Source organism: Streptomyces sp. NPDC059452 (genome assembly GCF_042750035.1).
Classification (GTDB): domain Bacteria; phylum Actinomycetota; class Actinomycetes; order Streptomycetales; family Streptomycetaceae; genus Streptomyces.
In genome coordinates this window covers 80,657-105,833 of the sequence record NZ_JBHYVE010000023.1, presented here as the reverse complement: position 1 = coordinate 105,833, position 25,177 = coordinate 80,657, and the positions used below count along the sequence as shown (strand labels likewise).

The following is a 25,177-nucleotide window of genomic DNA, read 5'->3' as shown; positions in this document are numbered from 1 at the left end:
TGCCTGTGAGGCTTGTGGTGGGAGTTCCGTGTGCCTGGCCCGATCGGTGGTCCATGGTCTGTTCGGCGATCTGAGGCGGTCGGAGCTCGCGGCTGAAGCGTTCGGGGTGGGCGGCGTAGGCGTTGTCGAAGGTGACGACGCGGTGGCCGAGGATGAGATCACCGGTAACGACAACTCGGGCGCAATGCCGACCGGTTGCCATGATGAATGATTCAGGCTTGGTTCTCGTCGGCATCGCCACCAGGGGGAGTCGCGGGTTCGACACGTATGGAAGAGAAGGCCTCACGGAGAAAACGATCGAGTTCGGCTGAGCCGGCGGGGCCGACGATGCCGGCCAGAGGGACATCGGTGTCCACATAGCTGAGCGTCGTCTTGACCGGATCGCTCTCGGATCGCTGGATCCACCGGTGAACGAGCGGGCTCTCGCGGAATGCCCTCTCCCCCTCGATCCGGCAGAGCTCGCTGCCGAGTCGATGGCCGGGCCAGATGAACCAACCGTAGTGGGGCTCGTCGCCGTCGGGCCAGGTGTAGCTGCCGACATCCAGGCCGTCGGTGATCAACTGCAGATAGCGGGAAGGCAGATGTACGCCGGTGGCGAGTTCGAAAGTGTCCACTACGTCCGCGCCGCCGAAGCGGGCGCCGACCTCAAGGAACACCGGCCCGTCCGCCGTTTCGATGCCTTCGAGGTGAAAGAGGCTCGTGCTGATGCCGACGGCGGCGAGGCACTCGGTGGCCCACTGGTTCAGTTCCGGGGTCAGATCGATCTGCACCGAGCCGAGCGGTGTTCCGTCCGCGTACCCCAGGCAAGTACCGATGTAGCGACTGGCCTTGACGACCGCCAGCTTGCCGTCGACCACCAGACCGTCTACATGGACGATGGGGCCGGTGATGAACTCCTCGACCTCGAAGCCGTTCTGCTCGGTGCCTTCGGGGAGCCCGGCCTCCCGCACCGCGGCCAGGGCACCGGCCAGCGTCGGGTAGACGTGGACGTTGAGGCTCGCTGCACCATCGAGTGGCTTCAGCACCGTCTCATGAGCCCAGGGCAGTTCGTCGTCCTCCGCATCGAGTGCCTCGGACAGGGACAGAAACCGGGGGACTCGCAGACCTGCCGCAGCAACTGCGGACTTCATGACCACCTTGTCGCGCCAGGGCAGGACGTCTGCCTCGTGGTCACCGGGCACACCGAGGGCGGTCCGCACCTGGGCGGCAGCGATCAGGTCGAACTCGGCGAGGGAGATCACCGAATCGAAGGGAGGCAGCCCGGCGACAGCTGCCAGTACCTCCGTTGCGGTGTCGCCGGTGCCGGGGCGCTCGATGCGCGTGCAGCGGAGGTCGGCCGGAAGGGTCGCCAGCCGGTCCGCAGGCCCGACGTAGGTGACATCGTGTGCTTCGTGGTCAATTCCGCTTGCGTAGCGGATCATTTTATCCGTGACTCGATGGAGAATGAGAAGGCGCATGGGGATTCCTCAGATGGGCGATAAGTGGAGTGAAGAGAACGGCGGCGCAGGCGGAACCGATCACGGCGCCCAGAACGACATGTTGAGGGCTGTAAGAAACGGCGAACAGGGCCACCACGAATCCGGCCGCAGGCAAGGACAGCTGGTTGAGCAGTGCGATGATGCCAATCGTTTTCGCGAAGTGCTCGCTCGGTATTCTTCTGACTCGTTCCGTACGCATGATGACGTTAAAGAATCCGACGGTTCCAAGCAGAATCGCATAGCTCACCGCATACTGCGTGAACGTGTTCGCCAATCCGACGCCGACGCCGCCCAGGCAGATGAGCGAATAAGACGCCATCAGGGCGACGAAAGGTTTCAGCCGCTTCGCCACCTTCGGGACGATGAAGAACGCCAGGATGCCGACCACTCCGACTCCGGAGCTCAGGATCCCGTAGTACGTGTCCGGCTTGTGAAAAATGCCGGTGGTGGTAGCTGCGCTTGTGGCCATGCCGACACCGACCATGAGATTGACAGTCATGGCGAGGCCGACCAGACCCAGGATCGCGGGCAGCTTACGCAGGATCGATATACCTTCACCTATACCGGTGATCACCAGGCGGATCGAGAGCAGCTCTTCCGCCCCCTCAGCAGGCTTCTCGGTCCGCAGCCATCGGCGCAGGGACAGGGTGTTGAGCGTGGTCAGCCCGTATACCGCCCCGATCACCACAAGCAGACTGGTGGTCGGCAGTGCCGAAGCGAGCAAAGCTGCCAGCGCGGGGCCGGCGACCCAACTGCTCTGCTCTGTCCCCTGGATGATCGACTGTGCCCGGATCATCTGGTTCATCGGGACGAACCGGGGAAGCGTGGCCTCCAGGGCGATGTGGGACTGCGCACCCCCCAGCGACATGCCGGCAGCCAGCACGCACAGCGTGATCAGATTCCCGGCGGGTACCAGATACATCAGAGCGAACGAGACGATGGCCAGCCCGGAGCGGATGAAATCCGAGTAGACATACAGGGTGTATCCACGGATGCGGCTTGCGAGTACCCCGGCCACGGGTAGGAAAATCACCCGGGGAAGCCATTCGACAAGAAAGATCAGGCCGGTCAGCGACGCACTGCCCGTCAACTTGTAGGCAAGCAGGGGGATGGCAAACAGGAGGAACTGGTCGCCGAGCGCAGCGATCCCGCGGCCCGTGACGAAACGCACCATCTGGGCAGCCGGCATGTATGCCTGTCGCGGTGCTGCCGCATCGTCACCGCCGAGTTCCCCACTGTTCTCGGCCGTCTTCATCGAGTTCTCACTCGCGTTGCGGTTCATAGTCCCCTGAAGTTCATTTCACCGAGCCTCTTGAGCATGTCATCGATGCTCATTGCTGGCCGCAGGCCCCAACACTGCGCCCCATGCTGCTCGATGAGCGGTGCTACGCAGCACACCATGAGCGGAGTGTCCACAGCTCAGCAGCCCGCATCCTGGGGTCAGCAGAGCGACGTTGCTCTTGCGGCTGTGTCCACATTCCGATATAGCGGCGCTGCGAAACAACAGGGCAGCGCCGGAGAGACATACTGAAGAGGCAGCGGCAGAGGTTTAGGTGTGGCGAGCGAATTATAAGCACTTGAAGAGGAGACTCGCACTGCGATCCTGGCAGGGTGGACTCCTGGAGGTCGTCTCACATGGTGATGCTTGCACGTCTTTTGTAGCAGGTCAGGGCGGCTGAGAGGCAGAGGGGGCGAGGTCCGCGACGGCCGAGGCCCGGTCGAGTTCGCCGACCGGAGCCGTACCACCGCCCTGCGGCCGGGACTTGAACTCCGGCAACAACGGAGCGACCAGCTCCCACAAGCCGACACCATGCCGCACCGCTCTCACGCCACGTGAGACAGCCCCTTGATGGGGGATGAGCGGATTGTGACTATTTTTCATGCATCCCTGAAAACAGAGGGGTTCAGCCCCCACGTCTCAAAAACGAACGATCTCCCCTTCTCTTCCCCTTCGACCGGCTCCACATCGAGCCGTCGGAACCCCGCCCGGGCGGCCACGGCCACACTCGGGGCATTCGCGGCCTCCAGCTTCAGAATCACCTGCTCCGATCCCAGCTCCTCGAACGCGTAGCGGGCCATCACCCGTACCGCACGGGAGGCCAGCCCTTGTCCCCGGTGCGCCGGCCCGACCGCGTAGCCGATCTCCGTTCCCCCTGGCGCCCTCTGCAACGTCGCCTCTCCGAGCGCAGTCCCCCCGTCCGCGGTGATCGCGAGCAGGGCGGCCGTCCTCTCGGCCCGCAACTGCCGGGCCCGGTCGAGGCGTATCTGCGCAGCCGCCGCGTCGAAGGGCGAGACGAGCGGTGTCCAGTACGCGATATCCGGGTGATCGAAGAGCCCCGGCATCGTGGCCAGGTCCCGCTCCGCCCAATCGCGCAGGACGAGCCCCTCCCCTACGAGTTCGAGCCGTCCAGGAAGGAACGGCGTGGTGCTGTTCATGGCGAAGAACCTCCGTGGCGTGTTCCAGGGTCTCGGTACGTCCATGGGGCGGGTCGGGCAACGCGACGGTACGTGATGGCGGGGCGGGGTGCGCAAGAGGGCGCGGCACCAGTGGTGCAGGACCATTTGCGCCCCGACGCCCGGCATGCGCGCGAAATCCAAGTAGCTCTGCTACGGGGGTATTTCTGCCGCACTGCGCCCGCACGCGGCACCGACCGCCGCTCTCTTCCTCCTTGGACGCGCGCCCAGGCCGTGAGACAGTCGGCGCGGCATGGGCGGCTCTGCGCACACCTCGGAATCGCTGGGCGGACTCGCACCCTGACGTTCCGCGTGCCAGTTGCACTTTTGCCTGTCTGTGGCTGCCTCAGCTATTGACGGGGGTATGCCGCACGGATACTTTTTTGTCTAGCTCCGGGATCAGTGGCCACGTGGACGAAACTTACCGCTCTTCATGCCTGAAAATGGACATGGTGGCGCATTAGTGGCGAGGCGTGCGAAGCGGGTCGTAGGGGTTCGCCTTGAAGTGTCGGAGATCGGAAGTCGCTGTCTCCTCACTCGGGAGGTGTAGTTATATTGCAGCTGCGCGGCCGGTCAGAACCATCACATGGGGAAGGCTGGGGCGATTCCCTTCAGTGTGGAAGGTGAAATTTTTCTCCCGTTCGGCTACCTTCCTTTTGCTGTGGCATGCGCAGAGGTGTCGGAATGCATTCACATTCAATGTTGACTGTGGATGACTGAGTTCCTTCGCTAATCGACCAGGGCGACGGCACCCAGGGCCCCTCCATGTGTGTTGCGGCAGCAATGCTGTGGGCGGCTCATCCGGCATCAAAGTTCGATATTTAGGGGAGAAATGTCTGACATTGCCGGCGTGTTCGCACGTGAAATTGTTGATAGTCGTGGCAATCCCACGGTAGAGGTGGACGTTCGCCTCGCCGACGGCTCTCTGGGTAGGGCTGCGGTGCCCTCCGGAGCTTCGACCGGTACTCGGGAGGCGGTCGAACTCCGCGATTCCGACCCCGCCCGTTTCCGGGGAAAGGGTGTCACTCGCGCAGTCGCTGCAGTGAACGGGGAAATCGCGCAGGCGGTACGGGGAGTTCCCGCTGAAGCACAGTCCACCGTCGACCGGCTGATGATTGAGCTCGACGGGACCGAGAACAAGGCACGTCTCGGGGCCAACGCGACGCTGGGTGTGTCGCTCGCGGTGGCCAAGGCCGCGGCCGCATCGCGAGAAATGCCCCTGTACCGCTATGTTGGCGGCACTTTCGCCCATGTTCTCCCGACCCCGATGATCAACATCATCAACGGTGGCGCCCACGCCGACAACGCACTCGATTTCCAGGAGTTCATGGTCGCGCCGGTGGGTGCGGCCTCGATGGCCGAGGCCGTCCGAATCGGCTCGGAAGTCTTCCACACGCTGCGGGACCTTCTCCGAGCCGCGGGGCACAACACCAACGTCGGCGATGAGGGTGGATTCGCGCCCGACCTGGCCACGGCGGACGAGGCGCTCGAATTCATTGTCAAGGCTATCGAGAAGAGCGGTTTCCAGCCGGGCCGCGACGTGGCGCTGCTGTTGGACCCCGCCTCCTCGGAGTTCTATCGCGATGGGGCCTACCACTACGCGGGCGAGAACCGAGTCCGATCGGTGACAGAGCATGCCGACTACCTTGCCGACCTGACGTCCCGATTCCCGATCGTGTCGATCGAGGACGGTATGGCCCAGGACGACTTCGAAGGCTGGAAGTACCTCACCGACGCCATCGGCTCCACTTGTCAGCTGGTCGGTGACGACGTTTTCTGCACCAACGTTCGTCTGCTGCAGGACGGCATAGACCAAGGCATTGCGAACTCGATTCTGGTCAAGGTCAATCAGATCGGCACCCTGACCGAAATGCTGGACACCACGAATACGGCTTTCCGGGCCGGCTACTCCGCGGTGATGTCGCACCGCTCGGGCGAGACCGAGGACACGACCATCGCCGATCTCGCAGTGGCCCTCAACTGTGGCCAGATCAAGACGGGTTCGCTGTCGCGGGCCGACCGGACGGCCAAGTACAACCAGCTGATCCGGATCGAGGAAGAGCTGGGAGCCGAGTCGGTCTACGGCGGAGTGAAGTTCTTCAACGGCATCAGCAGCTGAACCCGGGGAGACACGACCCGATGAGCATCATCGTGCTCCACAAGGGCAACGCCAGCCGGCGCAGTCACCTGGAAAAAGCCGCAGAGTACGCGAAGAGGAACGGGGACCGGCTTCTTCTCGTCATGAAGGATCCGACCTGGGAGAAGGAGTTCGCCGACGCCCTGGTGTCGGTGGACACCTCGGACGTCGAGGCCACAGTCGCTGCGACGCGCGCACTGGCAGCGGCCGAGACGGAACCCATCCGGGCCGTCGTGGCGTTCGTCGGGCACACTGTGCCCGCCGCCTCTGCGGTCGCTGCCGACTTGGGACTTCGATTCGTCAGCGAGCAGGTGGCGCGCAAGATACGTGACAAGTACGCCATGCGCGAGGCATTCACCTCGGGGAATGTGCCGCAGCCGGTCTACGGGCTTGCCCGGACGCTTGAGGAGGCTGCGACACAGGCCGCCCGCATCGGATTCCCTCTGGTACTCAAGCCGCTCATCGACAACGACACCGGGTACTTCCGGCGAGTGGACAGCATGGCTGAACTCACCGAGTACTTTCCGGTAGTTCAGCGCGGCGCCTGGTCCGGGATCGCGCACAACCCGCTGTACGCCTGGATGGCAGAAACGTATGACTCGGCCATCCTGCTGGAAGAGTACCTATCGGGCGCGGAAGTCAGCGTCGAGTCGATTGTCGTTGATGGCCGGGCCCACGTGGTCGCTATCCATGACAAGCCGGTCCCCATGGAGGGCCCCTATTTCGTCGATGTCCACTATGCGACCCCCAGTCGGCTGTCGGCAGAGGTGCAGGAGCGGATCGTCGAGCTCACGGCAGCCTCGCATCGGGCCGTTGGCATTGACACCGGCGCCGTGCACACGGAATTCCGGATCCAGAGCGATGGCACGCCGAAGATCCTTGAGACGGCGGCGCGACTTGGCGGTGGTCCGGTCTATCAGTCGGTTCTGTTGAGCACTGGCGTTGACATGGTTGCGGCAGTACTCGATGTGGCGTCCGGCCGGACACCGGATCTCCTTCCCAAACCTACACCCACACCTGCCGGCTTCTATTTGTTCTTCGCAGAGAAGGCCGGAAGGATCAGCGAGATCAGAGGGGTCGAAGAAGCTGGCCGTAACCCCTGCGTACATGAGATTTCGCTCTACCGAAAGGTGGGCGAATCTGTCGATGTCCCGCCGCACGTCTGGCAGTCGCACGGCCATGTGATCTTTACCGCTGACAGCGACAACGGACTTGTTGAGACATTCGAAAAGCTTGTGAATTCCATCAGGATCGAGATCGAATAATGTCCTTGATGAGGATTCGGGTGTATCGTCTGAGGAGTTATCAGTGAAGATCAGGAACGAGCTGGCGCCGTATCTTGCGGGGTACGAGGAGAAGTTTACGAGCAAGGGTGATATTCGCTGGCTTCCGCATCTCCTCTTCTTCCACCCGCAGTCGTACCGTTCGGAAGTGGTGAACACGGACTCGGTCGGTTTCCGATACGCCACGGACAATGGCCGCAGCTGTTCGGTGGCCGACCTTGGGGACACCGATTCGGTACGGCTCCTGGCCGGCAGTTCCACGGTCTTCGGCATCGGTGCAAGCTCCGACGCCTGGACGCTCCCCTCGCGACTGAACGCCCACGATGCCAGGCCCGGCACCTGGCTCAACTTCGGCGGTCGCAGCTTCAACTCGACCCAGGAACTTCTTCTGCTCACGCTCTACCGCCACATGCTGCCGAAGGTGGATGAGATCGTTCTGTTCTCCGGGTTCAACAACCTGAGCTTGGCCCGCATGCCGCAGATGCGGGAGGAGGACCACGGCACCTTCTTCCAGTACACGACGTACCAGGACATCTTCGCGCAACACGGCAAGGCGAAGTCGTCGATGCGCGGCCTGCTGCGCAGGGAAAAGGAAGTGCCCGCGCCGGCCGCGCCCAGTATCGACGAGCAGATCGCCTACGCCGCCGACCTCACGCTGCGGCACCTGAGCGGTTGGAAGGCTCTGGCCTCCACCTGGGACGCGAAGATCACTTACATGCTTCAGCCGCTGTCGGGCTGGGTGCGTGACAAGGGCAGTCGGGAAGAAGAGATGATCTTCGACGAGCTTGAACAGCACGGAGGTTTCGCCGCAATGTACGGCGACATCCTGAGCCGCGAGGTGAATATCGAATACGCGGCAATGCTGGAGCGGGGTGCGAAGGAAATGGGCATCGATTTCGTCAATTTCAGCCCCGTCCTGGCCGAGTCCGCCCAGCCGGATCAGTGGCTGTTCATCGACCGGATCCACCTGACGGACCACGGTCATGATTTTGTTGCAGAAAAGATCCTGGAAAATATCTAACCTGGAGTCCTGTATGTCGTTCATCAAATCCTTGATCGCTCGCATCTTCCGTAGGAAGAAGCCCAAGAAGCCGGACGCGTCCATTTACCCGATGTTCTGATGCTGCCCAATGTTCTGACGCTGTTCGAGCACAGCAAGAAAGCATCCAATGTGGCGTGAGACGTATCGTCGGTGTGTCGATCCAGAGATATTCCTGGGTACCACCGCAATCCAGACGTTCATGGCCGAGGTCGCGTCTGTCGATCCCGAGGCCGATCCTCCGAACCTGTCCGTCACCCTCGACGAAGCCTCTTCGTGGCAGTACGAACAGCGCAGTGTCTACCGAGAGTTGACAGACGCTGCCGACCGGAGCAAGTCATCGGAGGCCCTGGCTCACGCGCTGCTCCGACAGTCCGGGCCCCTCGCCTCGACGCTTGGGGTCTGGCTGCAGGGCATGAGTGCACCTGGCGTCTTCGAAGACGAGGCCCACCTGAGGGTCCTGGCCCTGTTCGCCGACGACATCGGCGTTGGCGGGCCGCGCTCGTCGCGCTATGACGCGTTCAAGATCCTTGCGGCGCGGTACGGCCGTCCTGAACTGGCTGTGGACGCCGACGAACTGGCTGCTGAGCGGAGAGTTCGGGACCACATGTTCGCGCTGCCCGCGGCGCTGTTCGCGATCAGCAGGCGCGCCGACGAGTTCGCTCCTCTGATCGTCGGCATCGATGTGGTGTTGCGCTCCGTCGGCGTGCTTCCTTGCTGGGCGGCGCTCCGCGCGGGTGACGGCGCCCCGGCCGAGTGGACGCGTCTGGACTTGGCGCGGTCCACCGGGGCCACCGACATCGTTTCGCCCCTGGACACCTCGCGTGACCTGGCCGAGAAGTTCAGCGCGACGGGCGCGGCCGCGCGCCGCCAGGTCGCGTTCGGCGCGGCCTGGATGCTCGACGCCCTGCGGTCGTGGAACGAGCTGTTGCTGGAGGAGGCCCGAGCCGCGCTGCACCCGCAGCGCGCGATGGAACAGCTCATCCGCGAGCGGGCCCGGGAGGGGGCCGTCTACCACCAGAACTTTCGGATGGGCGGTGGAGAGACTCTCTCCGAGCTGCTGGAGCGGGCGAGGACCGACCCTGGTCCGCTGCTGAAGGAGCTGGCCGCGACCCGCATGGTCAAGCCGGGCAACGCCGAGCGCAGCTCGTTGGTCAACGGCTTGATCGGCCCGAAGGGCCCGATGTTCCGTATCTTCTCGGCTGACGATGTCGAGGTGATCTCGAAGTGGATCGATTCGCTGGCCGACACCGACACCGAGCCCCCGCCGCCGGCCGCACGGGTTCCCGTCGCGCCGAGTCTCGGCCTCCTCGACCGGACGGCTGAGGAAGGTGTGGTACCGGCCGACATCCGGGAGGCGTATTTCGTGTTGCAGGGGCGCGTATTGGCCCCTGGCACCCGTGATTTCGCCCTCCGGTTCGTGAACCGCTGGCTGGCCCGGGCGAAACGGTCGCTGGGCCGCACGGGCCGTTCACTGCCCGAGCAGTGGACGTCCGCCGGACTGCGTCCCTGGCTGCTCGACATGCACGACAAACATGGTGTCGAGTTCGAGACCGGCAGGTCCGGCAGCATGCCCACCCGTGAGCAGGTCGTCGACGAGACCTTGCAGCTGGCACCGCTGACGCTGATCGACGGTTCGTGGCTGCAGGGTTTCACCGACGCGAGGCTCGCCACCACCCGGTACGGATTTCCGCTGTTCGAGACGTACTGGGACGAGCTGGGCAACGGTGACATCGAGCTCAACCATCCTAAGATCTACCGTGACGTGCTGCGGGAGATGGGCATCGTGCTCGCGCCCACCGGCAGTCGGGAGTTCGCCTACGACCCCCGGTTCCGCGAGGAGTCACTGGAGCGACCGGTCTACTGGCTGTGCCTCGGCAAGCTGCCACAGACCTTCATGCCGGAGATCCTCGGAATGAACCTGGCGATGGAGCTCTCCGGCGTCGGCGGCAGTTATCGCACCGCTCGGCGCTTCCTGAAGCACTACGGCTTCTCCACGCACTTCGTTGATCTGCACAACACGATCGACAATGTGTCCACCGGCCACTCGGCCTGGGCTGCCGATGCCATCGACACCCACCTGCGCACGGTGTCGAATATGTCGACCTCGGCGGAGTTCGCCGCCGAATGGGAGCGGGTCCGCATCGGCTACGAGTCGCTGGCCCCGCTGCCGTCGTCCACCATCGCTGACCGGATCGGCGATCGATTCCAAAAAACTCCGTGGAAATCTCGATCGCAGGGCGGATCGCTGTTCCACCACGCACCGGTGGAGGTGTCCTGATGTCCAGGTATACGCTGGGAATTTCTGCCTACTATCACGACAGCGCGGCCGCGTTGGTCCGCGACGGCGTCGTAGTTGCCGCTGCGCAGCAGGAGAGGTTCAGCAGGGTCCGGCACGATTCCGCGTTCCCGACGGACGCGGTCAGGTACTGCCTGGACCACGCGGGGATATCTCTGGCAGAACTCGACGCCGTCGTCTACTACGAGGATCCGCGCCTGAAGTACAGGCGAGTGCTGTCGTCGTTCGCCAGTGCGGGTCCGCGGGGCCTTCAGCCGTTCTCGTCCGTCCTGCCGGAATGGCTGCGCTGGAAGCGTGACGTCCTGAAGCGTGTGAACGCCGAGCTCGTGGCGATGGGGCGCGGGAAGGCCCCGCGAGCGGTCGCCTCACAGCACCACCGCTCGCACGCCGCATCGGCGTTCTTCCCCTCGCCGTTCGAGAACGCGGCGGTGCTGACGATCGACGGCGTCGGCGAATGGCAGACAACCACGGTCTGGCACGGCCGGGGAAACTCCCTGGAACTGGTCAACTCCGTCTCGTATCCGCACTCGGTGGGAATGCTCTACTCGGCGTTCACCTACTACTGCGGATTCAAGGTCGACTCCGGCGAGTACAAGCTGATGGGTCTGGCGCCCTATGGCGAGCCGCGGTACGCGGACGTCATCCGCCGGGAGCTGGTGAACATCCGGCCCGATGGCTCGTTCACGCTGAACATGAAGTACTTCGAGTTCCAGCAGGGCCGTCGCATGGTCGGGCGGGCGTTCGAGGATCTGTTCGGCGCGCCGATCCGGGACGGGGAGAGCGAACTGGAGCAGCGCCACTGTGACCTGGCGGCCTCTGTGCAAGTGGTCACCGAGGAGATCGTGCTCGGTCTGGCTCGGGCGGCGGTCGAGCAGACCGGCGAACGCGCACTGGTCATGGCCGGTGGCGTCGCGCTGAACTGTGTCGCCAATGGCGTACTGAGTCGCTCCGGCATCGTCGACGACCTGTGGATCCAGCCGGCGGCCGGCGACGCGGGCTGTGCGTTGGGCGCCGCGCTCGACCACTCGGTTCCGGCGTATGGCCGGCCGCACTTGGCCGACGGTGGCGACGGCATGTCCGGCGCGCTGCTCGGGCCGAGCTTCTCCGACGGCGAGGTCGAGAGGTTCTTGCGGGAGAACGGTTACGTCTTCACCACGCTCTCCCAGGACAAGCTGTACGACGAGGTCGCCGGCCGGCTGGCCGACGGGGCCGTGGTGGGCTGGTTCCAGGGACGTATGGAGTTCGGCCCCCGCGCCCTGGGCGCCCGCTCGATCATCGGCGACCCGCGTGACCAGTCCATGCAGAAGCGGATGAACCTCAAGATCAAGTTCCGTGAGTCGTTCCGGCCGTTCGCGCCGGCGGTTCTCGCCGAGGACGCCAAGGACTACTTCGGGCTGGTCGGCGACAGCCCGTACATGCTCGTGGTCGCCGAGGTCGCGGACCGGATCAAGACCGAAGCCTCGCGGGCCCCCGGTGGGCCGAGCCGCGGCTTGGGCAGTATCAACGAAGCTCGTTCGGAGCTGCCTGCCATCACCCATGTGGACCTCTCCGCACGGGTGCAGACCGTCGCCGAGCGCGACAACGCCCCTTACGCCCGGCTCCTGAGCGCCTTCAAGGCGGCGACCGGCTGCCCGGTCCTGGTGAACACGTCGTTCAACGTGCGTGGCGAGCCCATCGTGCATACGCCCGAGGACGCCTACCGCTGTTTCATGCGCACAGGGATGGACGTGCTCGTCCTCGGCAGTCACGTACTGCTCAAGGACGATCAGCCGCCGTTCGCCGAATCTGTCGACTGGCGCGACGAGATCCCGCTCGACTGACAAGGAATGATCTCCATGCGTTTCGCAGCATCCGTGGTGTTCGTCGTGGTTTTCGTGCCGATCTCGCTGTACCGGCGGCTGAGCGGGGCGAGCCGTTTCGGCCCGCGATTCCACCAGGGTTCCTCGGCTTGGGACCTGCCGTACGCGACGAATCCGCGCTGATGACACTCACTCACGGAATTTTCCGCAGAACTTCTCGATAAACAGGGAATGATGTTTACCAGTAGAGAACCGTTGCGGCTGCGCTGGGCCGCAGTCATGGACCACACGCGGCGCGACCGCGCCATCGAGCCGTCGGCCTGGCAGACCCGGTGTATTCGCGCGGGTGAGGTCCACGAGTTCATCAACGTGGGCCCCAGCCCTCGATACCCCGTTGACTATGTCGAGTACTACGGATTCGCCACTTTCGAGACATCGGGGGTCCTGGCGGTAGGAGACGTCCTGGTCGGTGAGGGCGGCTCGCTCGGCACAGTCAGCGGCTTCGACGAAACCCATATGCCGAACCACTACAACATTCTCGTGGAGAGCGCGGACCTCCGGAACGGCCACGGACTCGGACTGAAGGCCGGAACGGCCGTCACCACGCGCCCGCGAGAAGACAAGTATCCCGGGGGGGCCTGATGTTTGACTACGAGAAGCTCTATACGAACCGGATGCCGGCCGACCAGCCTGTCCGCATCTGCCTCGTCTGCGAGACCACGACGGACGACAAGACGCACCGGTGCCCCTCCTGCAAGGGTGCGATCGACGTCCTGTACCCGCTCGACCGGGTGGATCTCGGTGCGCTCGACTCGAACCCCAACCCACTCCGGCGTTACCAGGGCGTCCTGCCCATTGCCGAAGAGGACCACATCACCTGGCTGGGCGAGGGAAACACCCCCTGTACCAACGTGCCCGCGCTGGCCCGCCTTCTCGGCGTCCGCTCGGTCTACATCAAGGACGAGACGCGCAACCCCACGCGCTCGACCAAGGACCGTATCGCGTCGGCGACCCTGAGCCGCTTCAAGGGCCTCGGCGTCCGCGAGTTCGTCGTGGCCTCGACGGGAAACAGCTCCATGGCCTACGCGAACTCGATGAGCCTCGTCCGCGGCTTCAAGCTTCACGTCTTCGTGGGCGAGCAGTTCGCGTACCGCCTCAACTACGCGGACCACCCTCAGATCAGCACGCACGCTGTTGCCGGCACCTTCGTCGGAGCGGGCGCGATCGCCCAGAAGTTCGCCGAGGACAACGGGTACTTCTGGGAGGGCGGCTTCTTCAACTACGCCCGCCGCGAAGGCCTCAAGATGTCCTACATCGAGGCCTATCAGCAGATGCCGTCGGCCCCGACCCATGTCTTCCAGGCCATCAGCAGCGGCATGGGCCTGCTCGGTGGTTACAAGGGCGCGGTGGAGATGAACCGTCTCGGTCTCCTGGACAGCATGCCGGCCTTCGTCGGCGTGCAGGAGGACAGTTGCGCCCCCATGGTCAGCGCGTGGAACGCGGGCCGCACCGAGATCTCGGAGGAGGACATCGTCGAGAACCCCGAGGGACTGGCCCATGCCATCCAGCGGGGAGACCCGACGAACACGTACCCGTACCTGCGCGCGATGGCCCACAACACGGGCGGTTCCCTGGTGGCCGCCCAGACGCACGACATGCACATGGCCAAGGGGATGCTGAAGTCACTGGGCTTCGACGCCTGCTACGCGGCCGCCGCGTGCCTCGCGGGCGCGATGGGGATGGCACAGAAGGGCTCCCTCGAAAAGGACAGCGACCTGCTCATCATTCTCACCGGTGCGGAGAGGCCCATGCTGCCCACGGCGACGAACATCCTGGCCGTGGCCTCATGATCACGGTCGCGGACGAGATCGCCCGCAGGCTGGCCGAACGCGGTGTCTCCCAGGTCTTCGGGTATCCCGGCGAGACCTCACTCTCGCTGTACGCAGCCTTCCAGCGGACCACCGAGCTCACTCACGTCGTCGGCCGCTGCCCGCGGGGAGCGGCATACGCGGCCGAGGCGTACGCCCGGGTGACCGGGGGCGTCGCGGTGTGCGACGCCCCCGGAGGAATCGGTTCTCCCTACGCCACCCCGGCTCTCCTGGAGGCGTACAACAGCGGCACGCCGCTGGTGCTGATCACCTCAGGGCCCAGCAAGAGCACCCTGCGGCCATGGGCAACAGGACAGGTCGAGCACGAGCAGCTCTTCGCGAGTGTCGCCAAGCACGTCTACGTGGTCCGTGAGCAGCGGGGCGCGCTGAGCGTCATCGACGCCGCGCTCGCCCTCGCGGAGCGGCCACGCCGCGGCCCGGTCGTCGTCGAGATCGCCCCCGATGTGCTGGAGGCGGAGGCGGAGCCGGCGCTGCTGGACGCACCGTCCGCCCCGGGCGGTGCGACCGTCCCCTCGGGTGCGCCCTCCACGGCGGACGGCGCGGTCGCGCGTGCCGTCGAAGAGGTCAGGAGGGGAGCGGGTGTCGCCCTGATCGCCGGTGGTGGCTGCCACACGGCCGGCGCCGCCGAGGCCCTCCAGGAATTCGCTGACCGGTTCGGCATCCCGGTGTTCACCACACTCAATGGCAAAGGCGTCCTCTCCGAGGTGGGCAGCGACCTTCCGCGAGTGGTCGGGGCGAAGGGGGACACGCCGGCCAACGCGTATATCAGCGGCTGCGAGGTCGTTTTCTACGCGGGCTCCAAGATGGGCGACAAGTCGACCAATCAGTATGCGTGGCCGTCGCCCGACCAGTTTCTCGTCCGGATAGACGACGACCCGGCGATCGAGGATCCCGACCCCGCGCGCGGCTGCCTGCTGCGTGAGGGTGTCGCCGAGGGCCTCAAACTGCTCACCGATGAGCTGGGGGAGTGGTCCTACAGCGGCCCCCGCCCATCGACCGCCGCGGTCGGCGACTGGTCGAAGGCCGGGACCGCTTCCCTGGTGGCGACGGTCAACGCGGAGCTGTCCGACCGGGACGTCTGCGTCGGCGAGGCCAGCGTTGCCAGCGGCTGGTTCGGCGCGCTCCTGCGCCTCAAGCCACCGCAGCGGCTCATCACCCCGCGCGGGACCGGAAGCCTTGGCTACGCGATCCCCGCGTCCATCGGCGCGGCCGTCGCACGTCCCGACGCGACGGTGTGGACCCTGGTCGGCGACGGCGGACTCACCATGTCCATCGGCGAGTTGGAGACCATTGCGCGCCTCGGTCTCAACGTGAAGATCACCGTCCTCGACAACGGACGGCTCAATCTCATCGACCAGCACGCCATCCACCGTCACGGTGCCGCCGCCGTCAGCGGTGAATTCCAGCGTATCGACTGGCCCACCATCTGCGCGGCGATCGGACTGCCGGTGATGGCTTGCGACGCCCCGGACCGCGACGCGGCGGAGATCGCGTCCTTCTTCTCCCGGCAGGGACCGGCTGTCCTCGTGCTCGACACCTCGGTGGACGAAGTCTCACCGGACATGGCCATCGCAATCCGAAAGGTGCACTGAAAATGACTCTGATGATCCTGCACACCCGCAACGCAAGCCGCCGCAAGCACCTTGCCAAAGCTGCGGAGACCGCTCACGCGCTGGGCCATCGGGCGATCGTCGTGGTGGAGCAGCCCAGCTGGGAACACGAGTACGTCGACGCGGTCTACGCCGCTCCCACCGGTGACCTGGAGGCCACCGTCGCCCGGTGTGTCGAGATCGCGAAGGAAGAACCCGAGCCCATAGCGGGCGTGATCGCGTTCGTGGAGCACAGCGTGCCGGCCGCGGCCGCGGTCGCGGCAGAACTCGGCCTTCCGTACATCTCTCCCGAGACGGCCGCGACGAGCCGTGACAAGCTGAGCATGCGCAACGCCTTTGCGGCAGTGGGTATCTCGCAGCCGCGCTTCGCGCTCGCGACCTCGGTCGAGGAGGCGCAGGAGGCCGCCAAGTCCATCAAGTACCCCCTGGTCATGAAGCCGATCATCGGGGGCGGCAGCATGTTCGTCCGCCGAGTCGACAGCCCGGAGGAGCTGGCCGAGCATTTCGAGGAGATCCGGCAGGGCGCTTGGGCCGGGTTCGACTACGACCCGCTGTTTTTCCTGAAGTCTCAGTACTCAGAAGGGATTCTGCTCGAAGGGTTCCTCACCGGTGATGAGATCAGCGTCGAAAGCTATGTGCAGAACGGCGAGACGACCATTGTCGCCGTTCACGACAAGCCGACGCCGATGGACGGTCCCTTCTTCGAGGAGACGTTCTACGCGACTCCGACCGTGCTGACGGGCGAGACGCTGGAGAAGGTGAAGAAGTTCACGACGCTGGCCCATGAGGGGCTCGGCATCACTCAAGGCGCTACGCACACCGAGTTCCGGGTCTCGCCGGAAGGCGAGCCCTACATTCTGGAGACCGGCGCTCGTCTGGGTGGCGGCCCGATCTACCAGAGTGTGCTGCTGTCGACCGGCGTCGACATGGTCGAGGTTCTGACCAAGGTGTCGCTGGGCTCGGATGCGGATGTGGTCGTGAACAGCGAGAACTTCCAGCACGTCGGCTTCTCGCTGCATTTCGCGGAGAAGCCGGGTGAACTCGTCGCTGTTGACGGAGTCGAGGCGCTGGAAGCCGACGACAGCGTCTCGGAGGTCATGATCTACCGCCGGCTCGGCGAGCAGGTCGATGTGCCGCCGCGGGTCTGGCAGGCGCACGGACACGTGATCTTCACGGGGGACTCCCGTGAAGACATTCTTGAGAAGCAGCAGACCATCAATCAGACCCTCCGTTTCCGCGTCCGGTGACTGATATGCAAGATTCATTTGTTTTCCGTGAACCCATCACGCTGATCGACAAGGAGTTCCGCGGATGAGCGGAAGCACCTCCGTAGCCGAATACCGCGGCGGTGAGAACGTCGCCGAGCTCGTCCGCTCCGGTTTCGTCGAAAGTTTCCACCGCGGCTCTGTCGCGGTGGTCGACTCCTCGGGCGCACTGGTCAAGTCGGTCGGTGATGTGGCCGCTCCGGTCTTCCCGCGGTCGGCCGTCAAGCCGGTTCTCGCTGTCGCGATGCTGCGCGCGGGATGGCTGCCCCGCAGCGCCGCCGAACTCGCGGTCGCCGCGGCAAGCCACCGGGGCGAGCCGATGCATGTGGCGAAGGTCAAGGAGATCCTGTCGGGCGCCGGGCTCGGCGAGGACGCGCTCCAGTGCCCGGCGGACTTCCCCGTCGACCCAGCCGCCCACCGGGCGCTGATCGCCGCCGGAGCCGAGGCGCGGCAGGTGTACATGGCCTGTTCGGGCAAGCACGCGGCGATGCTTGCGGCATGTGGGGCCAACGGCTGGGACACCGAGACCTATCGGGAGCTCGATCACCCGCTGCAGAAGCTGGCCGCGTCCGTGGTCGAGGAACTGTCCGGTGACCCGGTCACCGCGACCGGTGTCGACGGATGCGGAGTACCGATCTTCGCCGTGAGTCTGACTGGTCTGGCGCGCGCGATGACCCGACTGGTCGAGGCGCCCGAGGGCACCCATGAGCGGCAGGTCGCCGACGCGATGCGTGCCCACCCGCAGTTGGTCGAGGGCACCGACCAGCTGGACACCCGGGCGATGACGGCTGTCCCGGGCCTGCTGGTGAAACTGGGGGCCGAGGGCTTGCACCTGCTGGCCTCGCCGGGAGCCGGGGCGGTGGCGGTGAAGATCGATGACGGCGCGAGCCGCGCCTCGATGCCCGTGGCGCTGCGCGCGTTCACCGAGTTCGGTGGGCTGGTGGTGCCCGAAGCGGCCAGGGCCACCGTCGAGGAGCTTCTCTCACCGCAGCTGTGGGGTGGCGGCCGACCGGTCGCCCACCTGCGCACGCTGCTGTAGGGGATCGCCGTCGCCGGATGGCGGACACCGCTGTCCGGCAAGATGTCCCGGGTGCGCCGCGCGGGCCCGCGGCGTGCTGATGTCCTGCTGTGCCCGTCCCGCACACCGAGCCGTCCCTGCTCTCCCGCTCACTCTCCGAAGAAGGAACCGAAGCACCATGAGTGTCCTGATCCTGCACACCAGCACTCCCAACCGTAAGCCGCACTTCGCCCGTGCCCGGCAGTACGGTGAGCGGCTGTTGCTGATCGTCAACGGCCCGACGTGGGAGCCGGAGTTCGTGGACCGCGTGGTGGACGCGGACACCAGCAGCATCGCGGAGACGGTGGCCGCGGCCCGGGAGCTGGCAGCATCGGAGAGCGAGCCCGTAGAGGCAGTCGTCTCCTTCGTCGAGCACAGCGTGCCTGCCGCCGCGGCGGTCGCCGCCGCGCTCGATCTGCCGTTCATCTCCGAACGGACCGCGCATATCGCCCGCAACAAGTTCGAGATGCGTACCGAGTTCGCCCGGCACGGCTCCGTCCCCGGACCGGGGTTCGGCCTCGCACACACCCTCGACGAGGCCCGCGAACTGGGGGAGGGCATCGGCTATCCGCTCGTGATGAAGCCACTCATCGGCGGCGGCAGTATGTTCGTGCGCCGCGTCGACAGCAGGGCCGAACTCGATGAGCACTTCGACATGATCCGCGGCGGGGCCTGGGACGGCTTCGACTATGACCCGCTGCACCAGGCGGACCGTGCCAAGTACGGCGCGGCGCTGCTGCTGGAAGGCTACGTAGAGGGCAGTGAGGTCAGTGTCGAGTCCGTCGTACGCGACGGAGAGACTCAGGTCGTGGCGATCCATGACAAGCCGCTGCCGATGGAGGGCCCCTACTTCCAGGAGGTCTTCTTCCGTACGCCCTCCCAGCTCTCCCCCGAGGTCCAGGCCCGCATCGTGGAGCTGACAGGCCATGCGCACGAAGCACTGGGCATCCGCACCGGTGTCACGCACACCGAGTTCCGTATCCCTGCGAACGGTGAGCCGGTCATACTCGAGACCGCTGCCCGGCTCGGCGGGCTCCAGGTCTACACCTCGGTGCTCACCAGCACCGGCGTCGATATGGTGGACGTCATTCTGGACGTCGCGCTGAACCGTGAGCCCGACCTGAAGGGGACCGGTGCCGCGCGTCCGACCGGCTTCTTCGGCTTCTCCGCCGAGCAGGCCGGTGTGATCACCGCCATCCACGGTGTCGAGGAGGCCCGCGCGATGGAGGGCGTCGTGGAGGTGAAGGTGTACAAGGCTGTGGGCGACACCATCGAGGAGTCCTCGCATGTCGGGCAGGCGCACGGGCACGTGATCTTCACCGCTGACGACCCCGCGGGTCTCGACGCCCGCTTCAACGAACTGCGCGCCATGCTGCGGATGGAGGCGGCCGCTCAGTGAACGCGTGGGCCGCCGCCGGGCTGTCGCGACCGTGCCGAGCGTTGCGGTACACGGCGGCCGGCGGGTGCCCTGTCGGCCCGTTCTCTCCGTCCGGCGGCGTGACCGACGCCGGACGGACCGCGGGCATCGCCGCACGCCCGTACGCTGTTCTCCGCCCGGTGCGCCCCGATCTCCTCACATCGGATGAGGCCGAGGACTCGTTGCCCGAGGGGTTGCCCGACGTCCGGTTGCCCGATCGAACCGCCGGACCTGCCGGGGTTCTGCTGGACATGGACGACACTCTCGTCGACTTCAGCAGGGCGAGTCCTGCGGCGCTGGCCGAAGTGCTGGGCCCGGAAGGCCATTTCGAGACGTGGATGGCACTGACCGACCATTGGTATCCGCATTTCACCTCCGGAGAACTGAGCTATCGGGCGCTGGAGCGGAACCGGCTCGCCGACATGCTCACCCTGCTGGGCCGTCCTGTTCCTGGCACCGCCGATCTCGACGAGCTCGATGCGCGACGCAAACAGGCCGTGGAATCCCGTCTTCGGCTCTATCCCGACGTTCTTCCCTTCCTTCGGCGGGTGCGCGCCGCTGGATACCGGATCGGAATCCTGTCCAACTCGGACGGGGTCCAGCAGCGGCGCCGAATCGCCCAGTTGGGCCTGGAGCCGTGGCTTGACGCGATCACCGTCTCGTCCGAGTCAGGCCTGGCTAAACCCTCACCGGAATCCTTCGCCCTGGCCTGTGGCCGGCTCGGCACGCCACCGGACCGTACGGTGCACATCGGCGACAGCCTGGAGAACGACGCTCTCGGCGCGCAACGAGCCGGCTTGGCGGCGGTCTGGCTGTGCAGGAACGCCCTCGACGGAGTACCTGCCGTCGCGGGCATCACGGCGGTCGAGAGCTTGGACGCCGTCTTTCGGTAGCTCTCGGCCGAACGTGATCGTCCGGGGCTGTCCCGGCATGGCGGGTTGCCGTGCCCCCTTCCCGCGCCCCCATTTGTTGCGGAGGGATGAAATCCGCTCCTTACGGTGTTGGTGCCTTCCGGAAGATCAGGCGGAACAGCTGGATCAGCGGAACGGGAGGTAACGCGTGACGGGCGCGGAGCGACAGGGGTGGGGCCGGCGGCTGACCGGGTACGCGTGGCGGTACCGGCGCAACGTCCTGCTCGCGCTCGGGTCCTCGCTCGCCGGGATGGCCGTCATGGCCCTCGTCCCGCTGATCACCAAGGTGATCATCGACGACGTCGTCACCGACCGCACCCGCTCGCTCGCCGTCTGGACCGGCCTCCTCGTCGGCGCCGCCGTCCTCGTCTACATCGCCACCTACATCCGCCGCTACTACGGCGGCCGGCTCGCCCTGGATGTCCAGCACGACCTGCGTACGGACATGTACACGACGATCACCCGGCTCGACGGCAAGCGGCAGGACGAGCTCTCCACCGGGCAGGTCGTCGGCCGGGCCACCAGCGACCTCCAGCTCATCCAGGGGCTGCTGTTCATGCTCCCGATGACCATCGGGAACATCCTGCTCTTCCTCATGTCCCTGGTGATCATGGCGTGGCTCTCCCTGCCGCTCACCCTCGTGGCCCTCGCCGTCGCCCCCGCGCTCTGGCTCATCGCCCGCCGTTCCAAGGCCCGCCTCTTCCCCGCCACCTGGTACGCCCAGGGCCAGGCCGCCGCCGTCGCCGGGGTCGTCGACGGGGCCGTCTCCGGGGTCCGGGTCGTCAAGGGGTTCGGGCAGGAGGACCAGGAGACCGGCAAGCTCCGCGAGGTCAGCCGACGGCTCTTCGCCGGGCGGCTGCGCACCATCCGGCTGAACTCCCGCTACACCCCCGCCCTCCAGGCCGTGCCCGCGCTCGGCCAGGTCGCCATGCTCGCCCTCGGCGGCTGGCTGGCCACCCGGGGCGAGATCACCCTCGGCACGTTCGTCGCCTTCTCCACCTACCTCGCCCAGCTCGTCGGCCCGGTCCGGATGCTCGCCATGGTCCTCACCGTCGGCCAGCAGGCCCGCGCAGGTGTGGAACGCGTCCTGGAGCTCATCGACACCGAGCCGTCGATGCGGGACGGTACGAAGGAGCTGCCCCCCGACGCCCCGGCCGGGATCGAGTTCGACGACGTACGGTTCGGTTACGCGCCGCTTCGCTCCGACTCCGCCACAGACACGGACCCTGGAAGCGGAGCCTCCGACCGGCCCGTGCTCGACGGGTTCTCGCTCACCGTCGAACCCGGTGAGACCGTCGCGATCGTCGGCGCCTCCGGCAGCGGCAAGTCCACCGTCTCGCTCCTCCTGCCCCGCTTCTACGACGTCTCCCACGGCGCCGTCCTGATCGGCGGCCACGACGTCCGCGAGCTCACCCAGGCCTCCCTGCGCTCCGCCATCGGGCTCGTACCGGAGGACAGCTTCCTCTTCTCCGACACCGTCCGCTCCAACATCGCCTACGGCTTCCCCGACGCCACCCAGGAGCAGATCGAGCAGGCCGCCCGCGCCGCCCAGGCCCACGGGTTCATCTCCGAGCTGCCCGACGGGTACGACACCACCGTCGGCGAGCACGGCCTCACCCTCTCCGGCGGCCAGCGCCAGCGCGTCGCCCTCGCCCGCGCCATCCTCACCGACCCCCGCCTCCTCCTCCTGGACGACGCCACCTCCGCCGTCGACGCCCGCGTCGAGCACGAGATCCACGAGGCGCTGCGCCAGGTCATGGAGGGCCGGACCACCCTCCTCATCGCCCACCGCCGCTCCACCCTCCAGCTCGCCGACCGCATCGCCGTCCTGGAGGGCGGGAAGCTCGCCGCGATCGGCACCCACGAGGAGCTGGAGCGCACCTCCCCGCTCTACCGCCGCCTGCTCACCGACCCGGACGAGCTCGGCGGTACGTCCCCGGGTCACCGGCCGCCGCGCGCCGAGGCGGACCCCGACGACGGCCGCGCCCTCCAGAAGGAGCTGGACGCCGAGTTCGACGCCGAGCGCGGGGTCACGCCCGAGCTGTGGATCCGCAAGGAGGAGGACCGGGACGCCTCCGTCGCCGGGATGCCCGCCACCCCCGAGCTGCTCGCCCAGGTCGAGGCCCTGCCGCCCGCCACGGACACCCCGCGGGTCGACGAGGCGCGTGCCGTGCGGTCCGAGGAGTCGTACGGGCTGCGACGGCTGCTGCGCGGCTTCGGCGGAGCCCTGCTCCTGGCCCTCGGGCTGGTCGCCGTCGACGCCGGGATGGGCCTGCTGCTGCCGGTCCTGATCCGGTACGGCATCGACGAGGGCGTCACGCAGGTGTCGATCGGGGCGGTGTGGGCGGCCTCCGCGATCGCCCTGGCCGTCGTGCTCGTGCAGTGGGTGGCCCAGACCGGCGAGATCCGGATGACCGGCCGGACCGGCGAGCGGGTCCTCTACTCGCTCCGCCTCAAGATCTTCGCCCAGCTCCAGCGGCTCGGCCTCGACTACTACGAGCGCGAGCTGACCGGCCGGATCATGACCCGGATGACGACGGACGTGGACGCGCTCTCCACGTTCCTCCAGACCGGCCTGGTCACCGCCTTCGTCTCCGTCGTCACCTTCTTCGGCATCATGGTCGCCCTGCTCGTCCTGGACATCCAGCTCGCCCTGGTCGTCTTCGCGACCCTGCCCGTGCTGATCGTCGGGACCTTCTTCTTCCGCCGCAGCAGCGTCAAGGCGTACGAACTGGCCCGTGAGCGCATCAGCGGGGTCAACGCCGACCTCCAGGAGTCCGTCTCCGGTCTCCGTATCGTCCAGGCCTTCGGCCGGGAGCACGACGGCGCCGCCCGTTACGCCGAGCGCAGCGACCAGTACCGCCGGGCCCGGGTCCGCGGCCAGTGGCTGATCTCGGTCTACTTCCCGTTCGTCCAGCTCCTGGCCTCCGTCGCCGCGGCCGCCGTGATCATCGTCGGCGCGGGCCGGATCGACAACGGCACGCTGACCACCGGCGCCCTGGTCGCCTACCTCCTCTACATCGAGCTGTTCTTCGCCCCCGTCCAGCAGCTCTCCCAGGTCTTCGACGGCTACCAGCAGGCCACCGTCTCCCTCGGCCGCATCCAGGAGCTGCTGCGCGAACCCACCTCCACCGCCGACCCCGACGAACCGCTGGACGTGCTCTCCCTGCGCGGCGAGATCGCCTTCGAGGACGTCGCCTTCGCCTACGGGGACGAGGAAGAGGCCCTGACCGGCGTCGACCTGCGCATCCCGGCCGGGCAGACCGTCGCCTTCGTCGGCGAGACGGGCGCGGGCAAGTCCACCCTGGTCAAGCTCGTCGCCCGGTTCTACGACCCCACCAGCGGGCGCGTCACCGCCGACGGCACGGACCTGCGGCGGCTCGACATGACCGCCTACCGCCACCGCCTCGGCGTCGTCCCCCAGGAGGCGTACCTCTTCGCCGGTACGGTCCGTGACGCCATCGCCTACGGGCTGCCCGACGCCACCGACGCCCGGGTGGAGGCCGCCGCCCGCGCGGTCGGCGCGCACGAGATGATCGCCACCCTGGAGGACGGCTACCTCCACGAGGTCGCCGAGCGCGGCCGCAACCTCTCCGCCGGGCAGCGCCAGCTCATCGCGCTCGCCCGCGCCGAGCTCGTCGACCCGGACATCCTGCTCCTGGACGAGGCCACCGCCGCCCTGGACCTCGCCACGGAGGCCCTGGTCAACCGGGCCACCGACCGGCTCGCCGGGCGGCGCACCACGCTGGTGGTGGCCCACCGCCTGACCACCGCCGCCCGCGCCGACCGGGTCGTGGTGATGGACCAGGGGCGGGTGGTCGAGGACGGTACGCACGACGAGTTGCTGGCCCTGGACGGGAAGTACGCCCGGCTGTGGCGCACGTTCATAGGGGAGGGCATAGGGGAGGACGAACCAGCGGGTGTGTGAACCACCCCCCCCCAGACCCGCTCATGCAACCTCCTGGGGGTCTGCTGCGTCGTAGCCAGGGACGCACAGGTGCGTACAGACGTCAGGTGGGGGCAAGGATGTTCGACAGGGCGGCGGGATTCCGGATACCGCAGGGGCAGAAGAGACCTGGCAGGGCTGACGGGACCGCAGCGGTGCGGTCCGTCGTGGCGCGTCTGCTCGTCCTGCCGCTGGTGGCCGGTCTCGGTCTCGTCCTCGGCGCCCCGGCCACGGCCGGTGCCGCCTCCGTCTGCTCCGGCCGGCCGGCGAAGACCGTCACGTTCTCCACGGGGGAGCTGCGGGTCTACAAGAGCCGCACCCACGCCTGTGCCGTCACCGTCGCCAAGAAACCGGGCAAGCGGCGCGCGATGAGCGTCACGCTCCAGGCGCGCGGTGGACGCGTGGTCAGCGACAGCGGCTCGTACACCAAGATGGCGGGTCCGGTGACGGTGAACGCCCTCAACCGCTGCGTCCGGGCCACCGGATCGGTCGCCGGGAAGTCGGCCGCCACCGGCTGGATCCTGTGCTGAGCGGCGGCCGGTAAGGAGCGGCCGGAAGGCGTCAGGAATCAGGACACGCCCAACTGGGTCTGG

General features: G+C 66.7%; 19 protein-coding genes. 16 read left to right on the top strand and 3 right to left on the bottom strand.

All coding sequences use genetic code 11. The annotated features are described in order from the left end of the window. The first annotated feature begins 28 nt into the window (after window positions 1–28). A complete protein-coding gene (locus ACFW9Z_RS27185; protein WP_384645191.1) occupies window positions 29–211 on the top strand; it encodes a hypothetical protein in 183 nt (60 codons plus the stop codon). A 1-nt stretch (window position 212) separates the two neighbouring features. Here ACFW9Z_RS27185 and ACFW9Z_RS27180 read toward each other — a convergent pair whose 3' ends face one another. The 3 genes from ACFW9Z_RS27180 to ACFW9Z_RS27170 form a co-directional block, all read right to left on the bottom strand. Further along, on the bottom strand, window positions 213–1,457 hold the full coding sequence (locus ACFW9Z_RS27180; RefSeq protein ID WP_384645190.1) for an acetyl-CoA carboxylase biotin carboxylase subunit family protein: 1,245 nt from the start codon (window positions 1,455–1,457) through the stop codon (window positions 213–215). After that, the gene (locus tag ACFW9Z_RS27175; RefSeq protein WP_384645189.1) at window positions 1,423–2,760 is read right to left on the bottom strand and encodes an MFS transporter; all 1,338 of its coding nucleotides are present in this window, start codon (window positions 2,758–2,760) and stop codon (window positions 1,423–1,425) included. The genes ACFW9Z_RS27180 and ACFW9Z_RS27175 overlap by 35 nt, the downstream gene beginning before the upstream one ends. A 596-nt stretch (window positions 2,761–3,356) precedes the next feature. After that, window positions 3,357–3,914, bottom strand: a complete 558-nt coding sequence (locus tag ACFW9Z_RS27170) for a GNAT family N-acetyltransferase (RefSeq protein ID WP_384645188.1) — start codon at window positions 3,912–3,914, stop codon at window positions 3,357–3,359. A gap of 850 nt (window positions 3,915–4,764) precedes the next feature. Here ACFW9Z_RS27170 and eno point away from each other — a divergent pair. From eno to ACFW9Z_RS27095, 15 genes are all read left to right on the top strand, one after another. Next, window positions 4,765–6,051 carry a phosphopyruvate hydratase gene (gene eno, locus ACFW9Z_RS27165; protein WP_384645187.1) on the top strand — a complete coding sequence of 429 codons (1,287 nt, stop codon included), beginning with the start codon at window positions 4,765–4,767 and terminating at the stop codon, window positions 6,049–6,051. Between the two features lie 20 nt (window positions 6,052–6,071). After that, complete coding sequence (locus tag ACFW9Z_RS27160) at window positions 6,072–7,334, top strand: ATP-grasp domain-containing protein (RefSeq protein ID WP_384645186.1); 1,263 nt, start codon at window positions 6,072–6,074, stop codon at window positions 7,332–7,334. 43 nt (window positions 7,335–7,377) lie between these two features. Then, complete coding sequence (locus tag ACFW9Z_RS27155) at window positions 7,378–8,373, top strand: SGNH/GDSL hydrolase family protein (RefSeq protein ID WP_384645185.1); 996 nt, start codon at window positions 7,378–7,380, stop codon at window positions 8,371–8,373. A gap of 220 nt (window positions 8,374–8,593) precedes the next feature. Beyond that, the gene (locus ACFW9Z_RS27150) at window positions 8,594–10,672 is read left to right on the top strand and encodes an iron-containing redox enzyme family protein (protein ID WP_384645184.1); all 2,079 of its coding nucleotides are present in this window, start codon (window positions 8,594–8,596) and stop codon (window positions 10,670–10,672) included. Continuing rightward, window positions 10,672–12,510, top strand: a complete 1,839-nt coding sequence (locus tag ACFW9Z_RS27145) for a carbamoyltransferase (protein WP_384645226.1) — start codon at window positions 10,672–10,674, stop codon at window positions 12,508–12,510. Before ACFW9Z_RS27150 ends, ACFW9Z_RS27145 begins: the two co-directional genes overlap by 1 nt. A gap of 15 nt (window positions 12,511–12,525) precedes the next feature. Next, entirely contained in the window at window positions 12,526–12,672 is a 147-nt protein-coding gene (locus ACFW9Z_RS27140) for a hypothetical protein (RefSeq protein ID WP_384645183.1), read from the top strand. A gap of 48 nt (window positions 12,673–12,720) precedes the next feature. Further along, entirely contained in the window at window positions 12,721–13,131 is a 411-nt protein-coding gene (locus ACFW9Z_RS27135) for a DUF6917 domain-containing protein (RefSeq protein WP_384645182.1), read from the top strand. Continuing rightward, window positions 13,131–14,339 carry a pyridoxal-phosphate dependent enzyme gene (locus tag ACFW9Z_RS27130; protein WP_384645181.1) on the top strand — a complete coding sequence of 403 codons (1,209 nt, stop codon included), beginning with the start codon at window positions 13,131–13,133 and terminating at the stop codon, window positions 14,337–14,339. The genes ACFW9Z_RS27135 and ACFW9Z_RS27130 overlap by 1 nt, the downstream gene beginning before the upstream one ends. Next, window positions 14,336–15,970, top strand: a complete 1,635-nt coding sequence (locus tag ACFW9Z_RS27125) for a thiamine pyrophosphate-binding protein (RefSeq protein ID WP_384645180.1) — start codon at window positions 14,336–14,338, stop codon at window positions 15,968–15,970. The genes ACFW9Z_RS27130 and ACFW9Z_RS27125 overlap by 4 nt, the downstream gene beginning before the upstream one ends. Window positions 15,971–15,981: 11 nt before the next feature. Further along, entirely contained in the window at window positions 15,982–17,235 is a 1,254-nt protein-coding gene (locus ACFW9Z_RS27120) for an ATP-grasp domain-containing protein (protein WP_384645179.1), read from the top strand. Window positions 17,236–17,299: 64 nt separating this feature from the next. After that, complete coding sequence (locus tag ACFW9Z_RS27115) at window positions 17,300–18,292, top strand: asparaginase (RefSeq protein WP_384645178.1); 993 nt, start codon at window positions 17,300–17,302, stop codon at window positions 18,290–18,292. Window positions 18,293–18,449: 157 nt separating this feature from the next. After that, window positions 18,450–19,709: an ATP-grasp domain-containing protein gene (locus tag ACFW9Z_RS27110; protein ID WP_384645177.1), complete on the top strand. Its 1,260-nt coding sequence runs from the start codon at window positions 18,450–18,452 to the stop codon at window positions 19,707–19,709. A 98-nt stretch (window positions 19,710–19,807) separates the two neighbouring features. Continuing rightward, the gene (locus ACFW9Z_RS27105) at window positions 19,808–20,620 is read left to right on the top strand and encodes an HAD family hydrolase (RefSeq protein ID WP_384645176.1); all 813 of its coding nucleotides are present in this window, start codon (window positions 19,808–19,810) and stop codon (window positions 20,618–20,620) included. 166 nt (window positions 20,621–20,786) lie between these two features. Beyond that, on the top strand, window positions 20,787–24,566 hold the full coding sequence (locus ACFW9Z_RS27100) for an ABC transporter ATP-binding protein (protein WP_384645175.1): 3,780 nt from the start codon (window positions 20,787–20,789) through the stop codon (window positions 24,564–24,566). A gap of 98 nt (window positions 24,567–24,664) precedes the next feature. Further along, window positions 24,665–25,114, top strand: coding sequence for a hypothetical protein (locus tag ACFW9Z_RS27095; RefSeq protein WP_384645174.1), 450 nt, complete (start codon window positions 24,665–24,667; stop codon window positions 25,112–25,114). The last annotated feature ends 63 nt before the right edge of the window (window positions 25,115–25,177 follow it).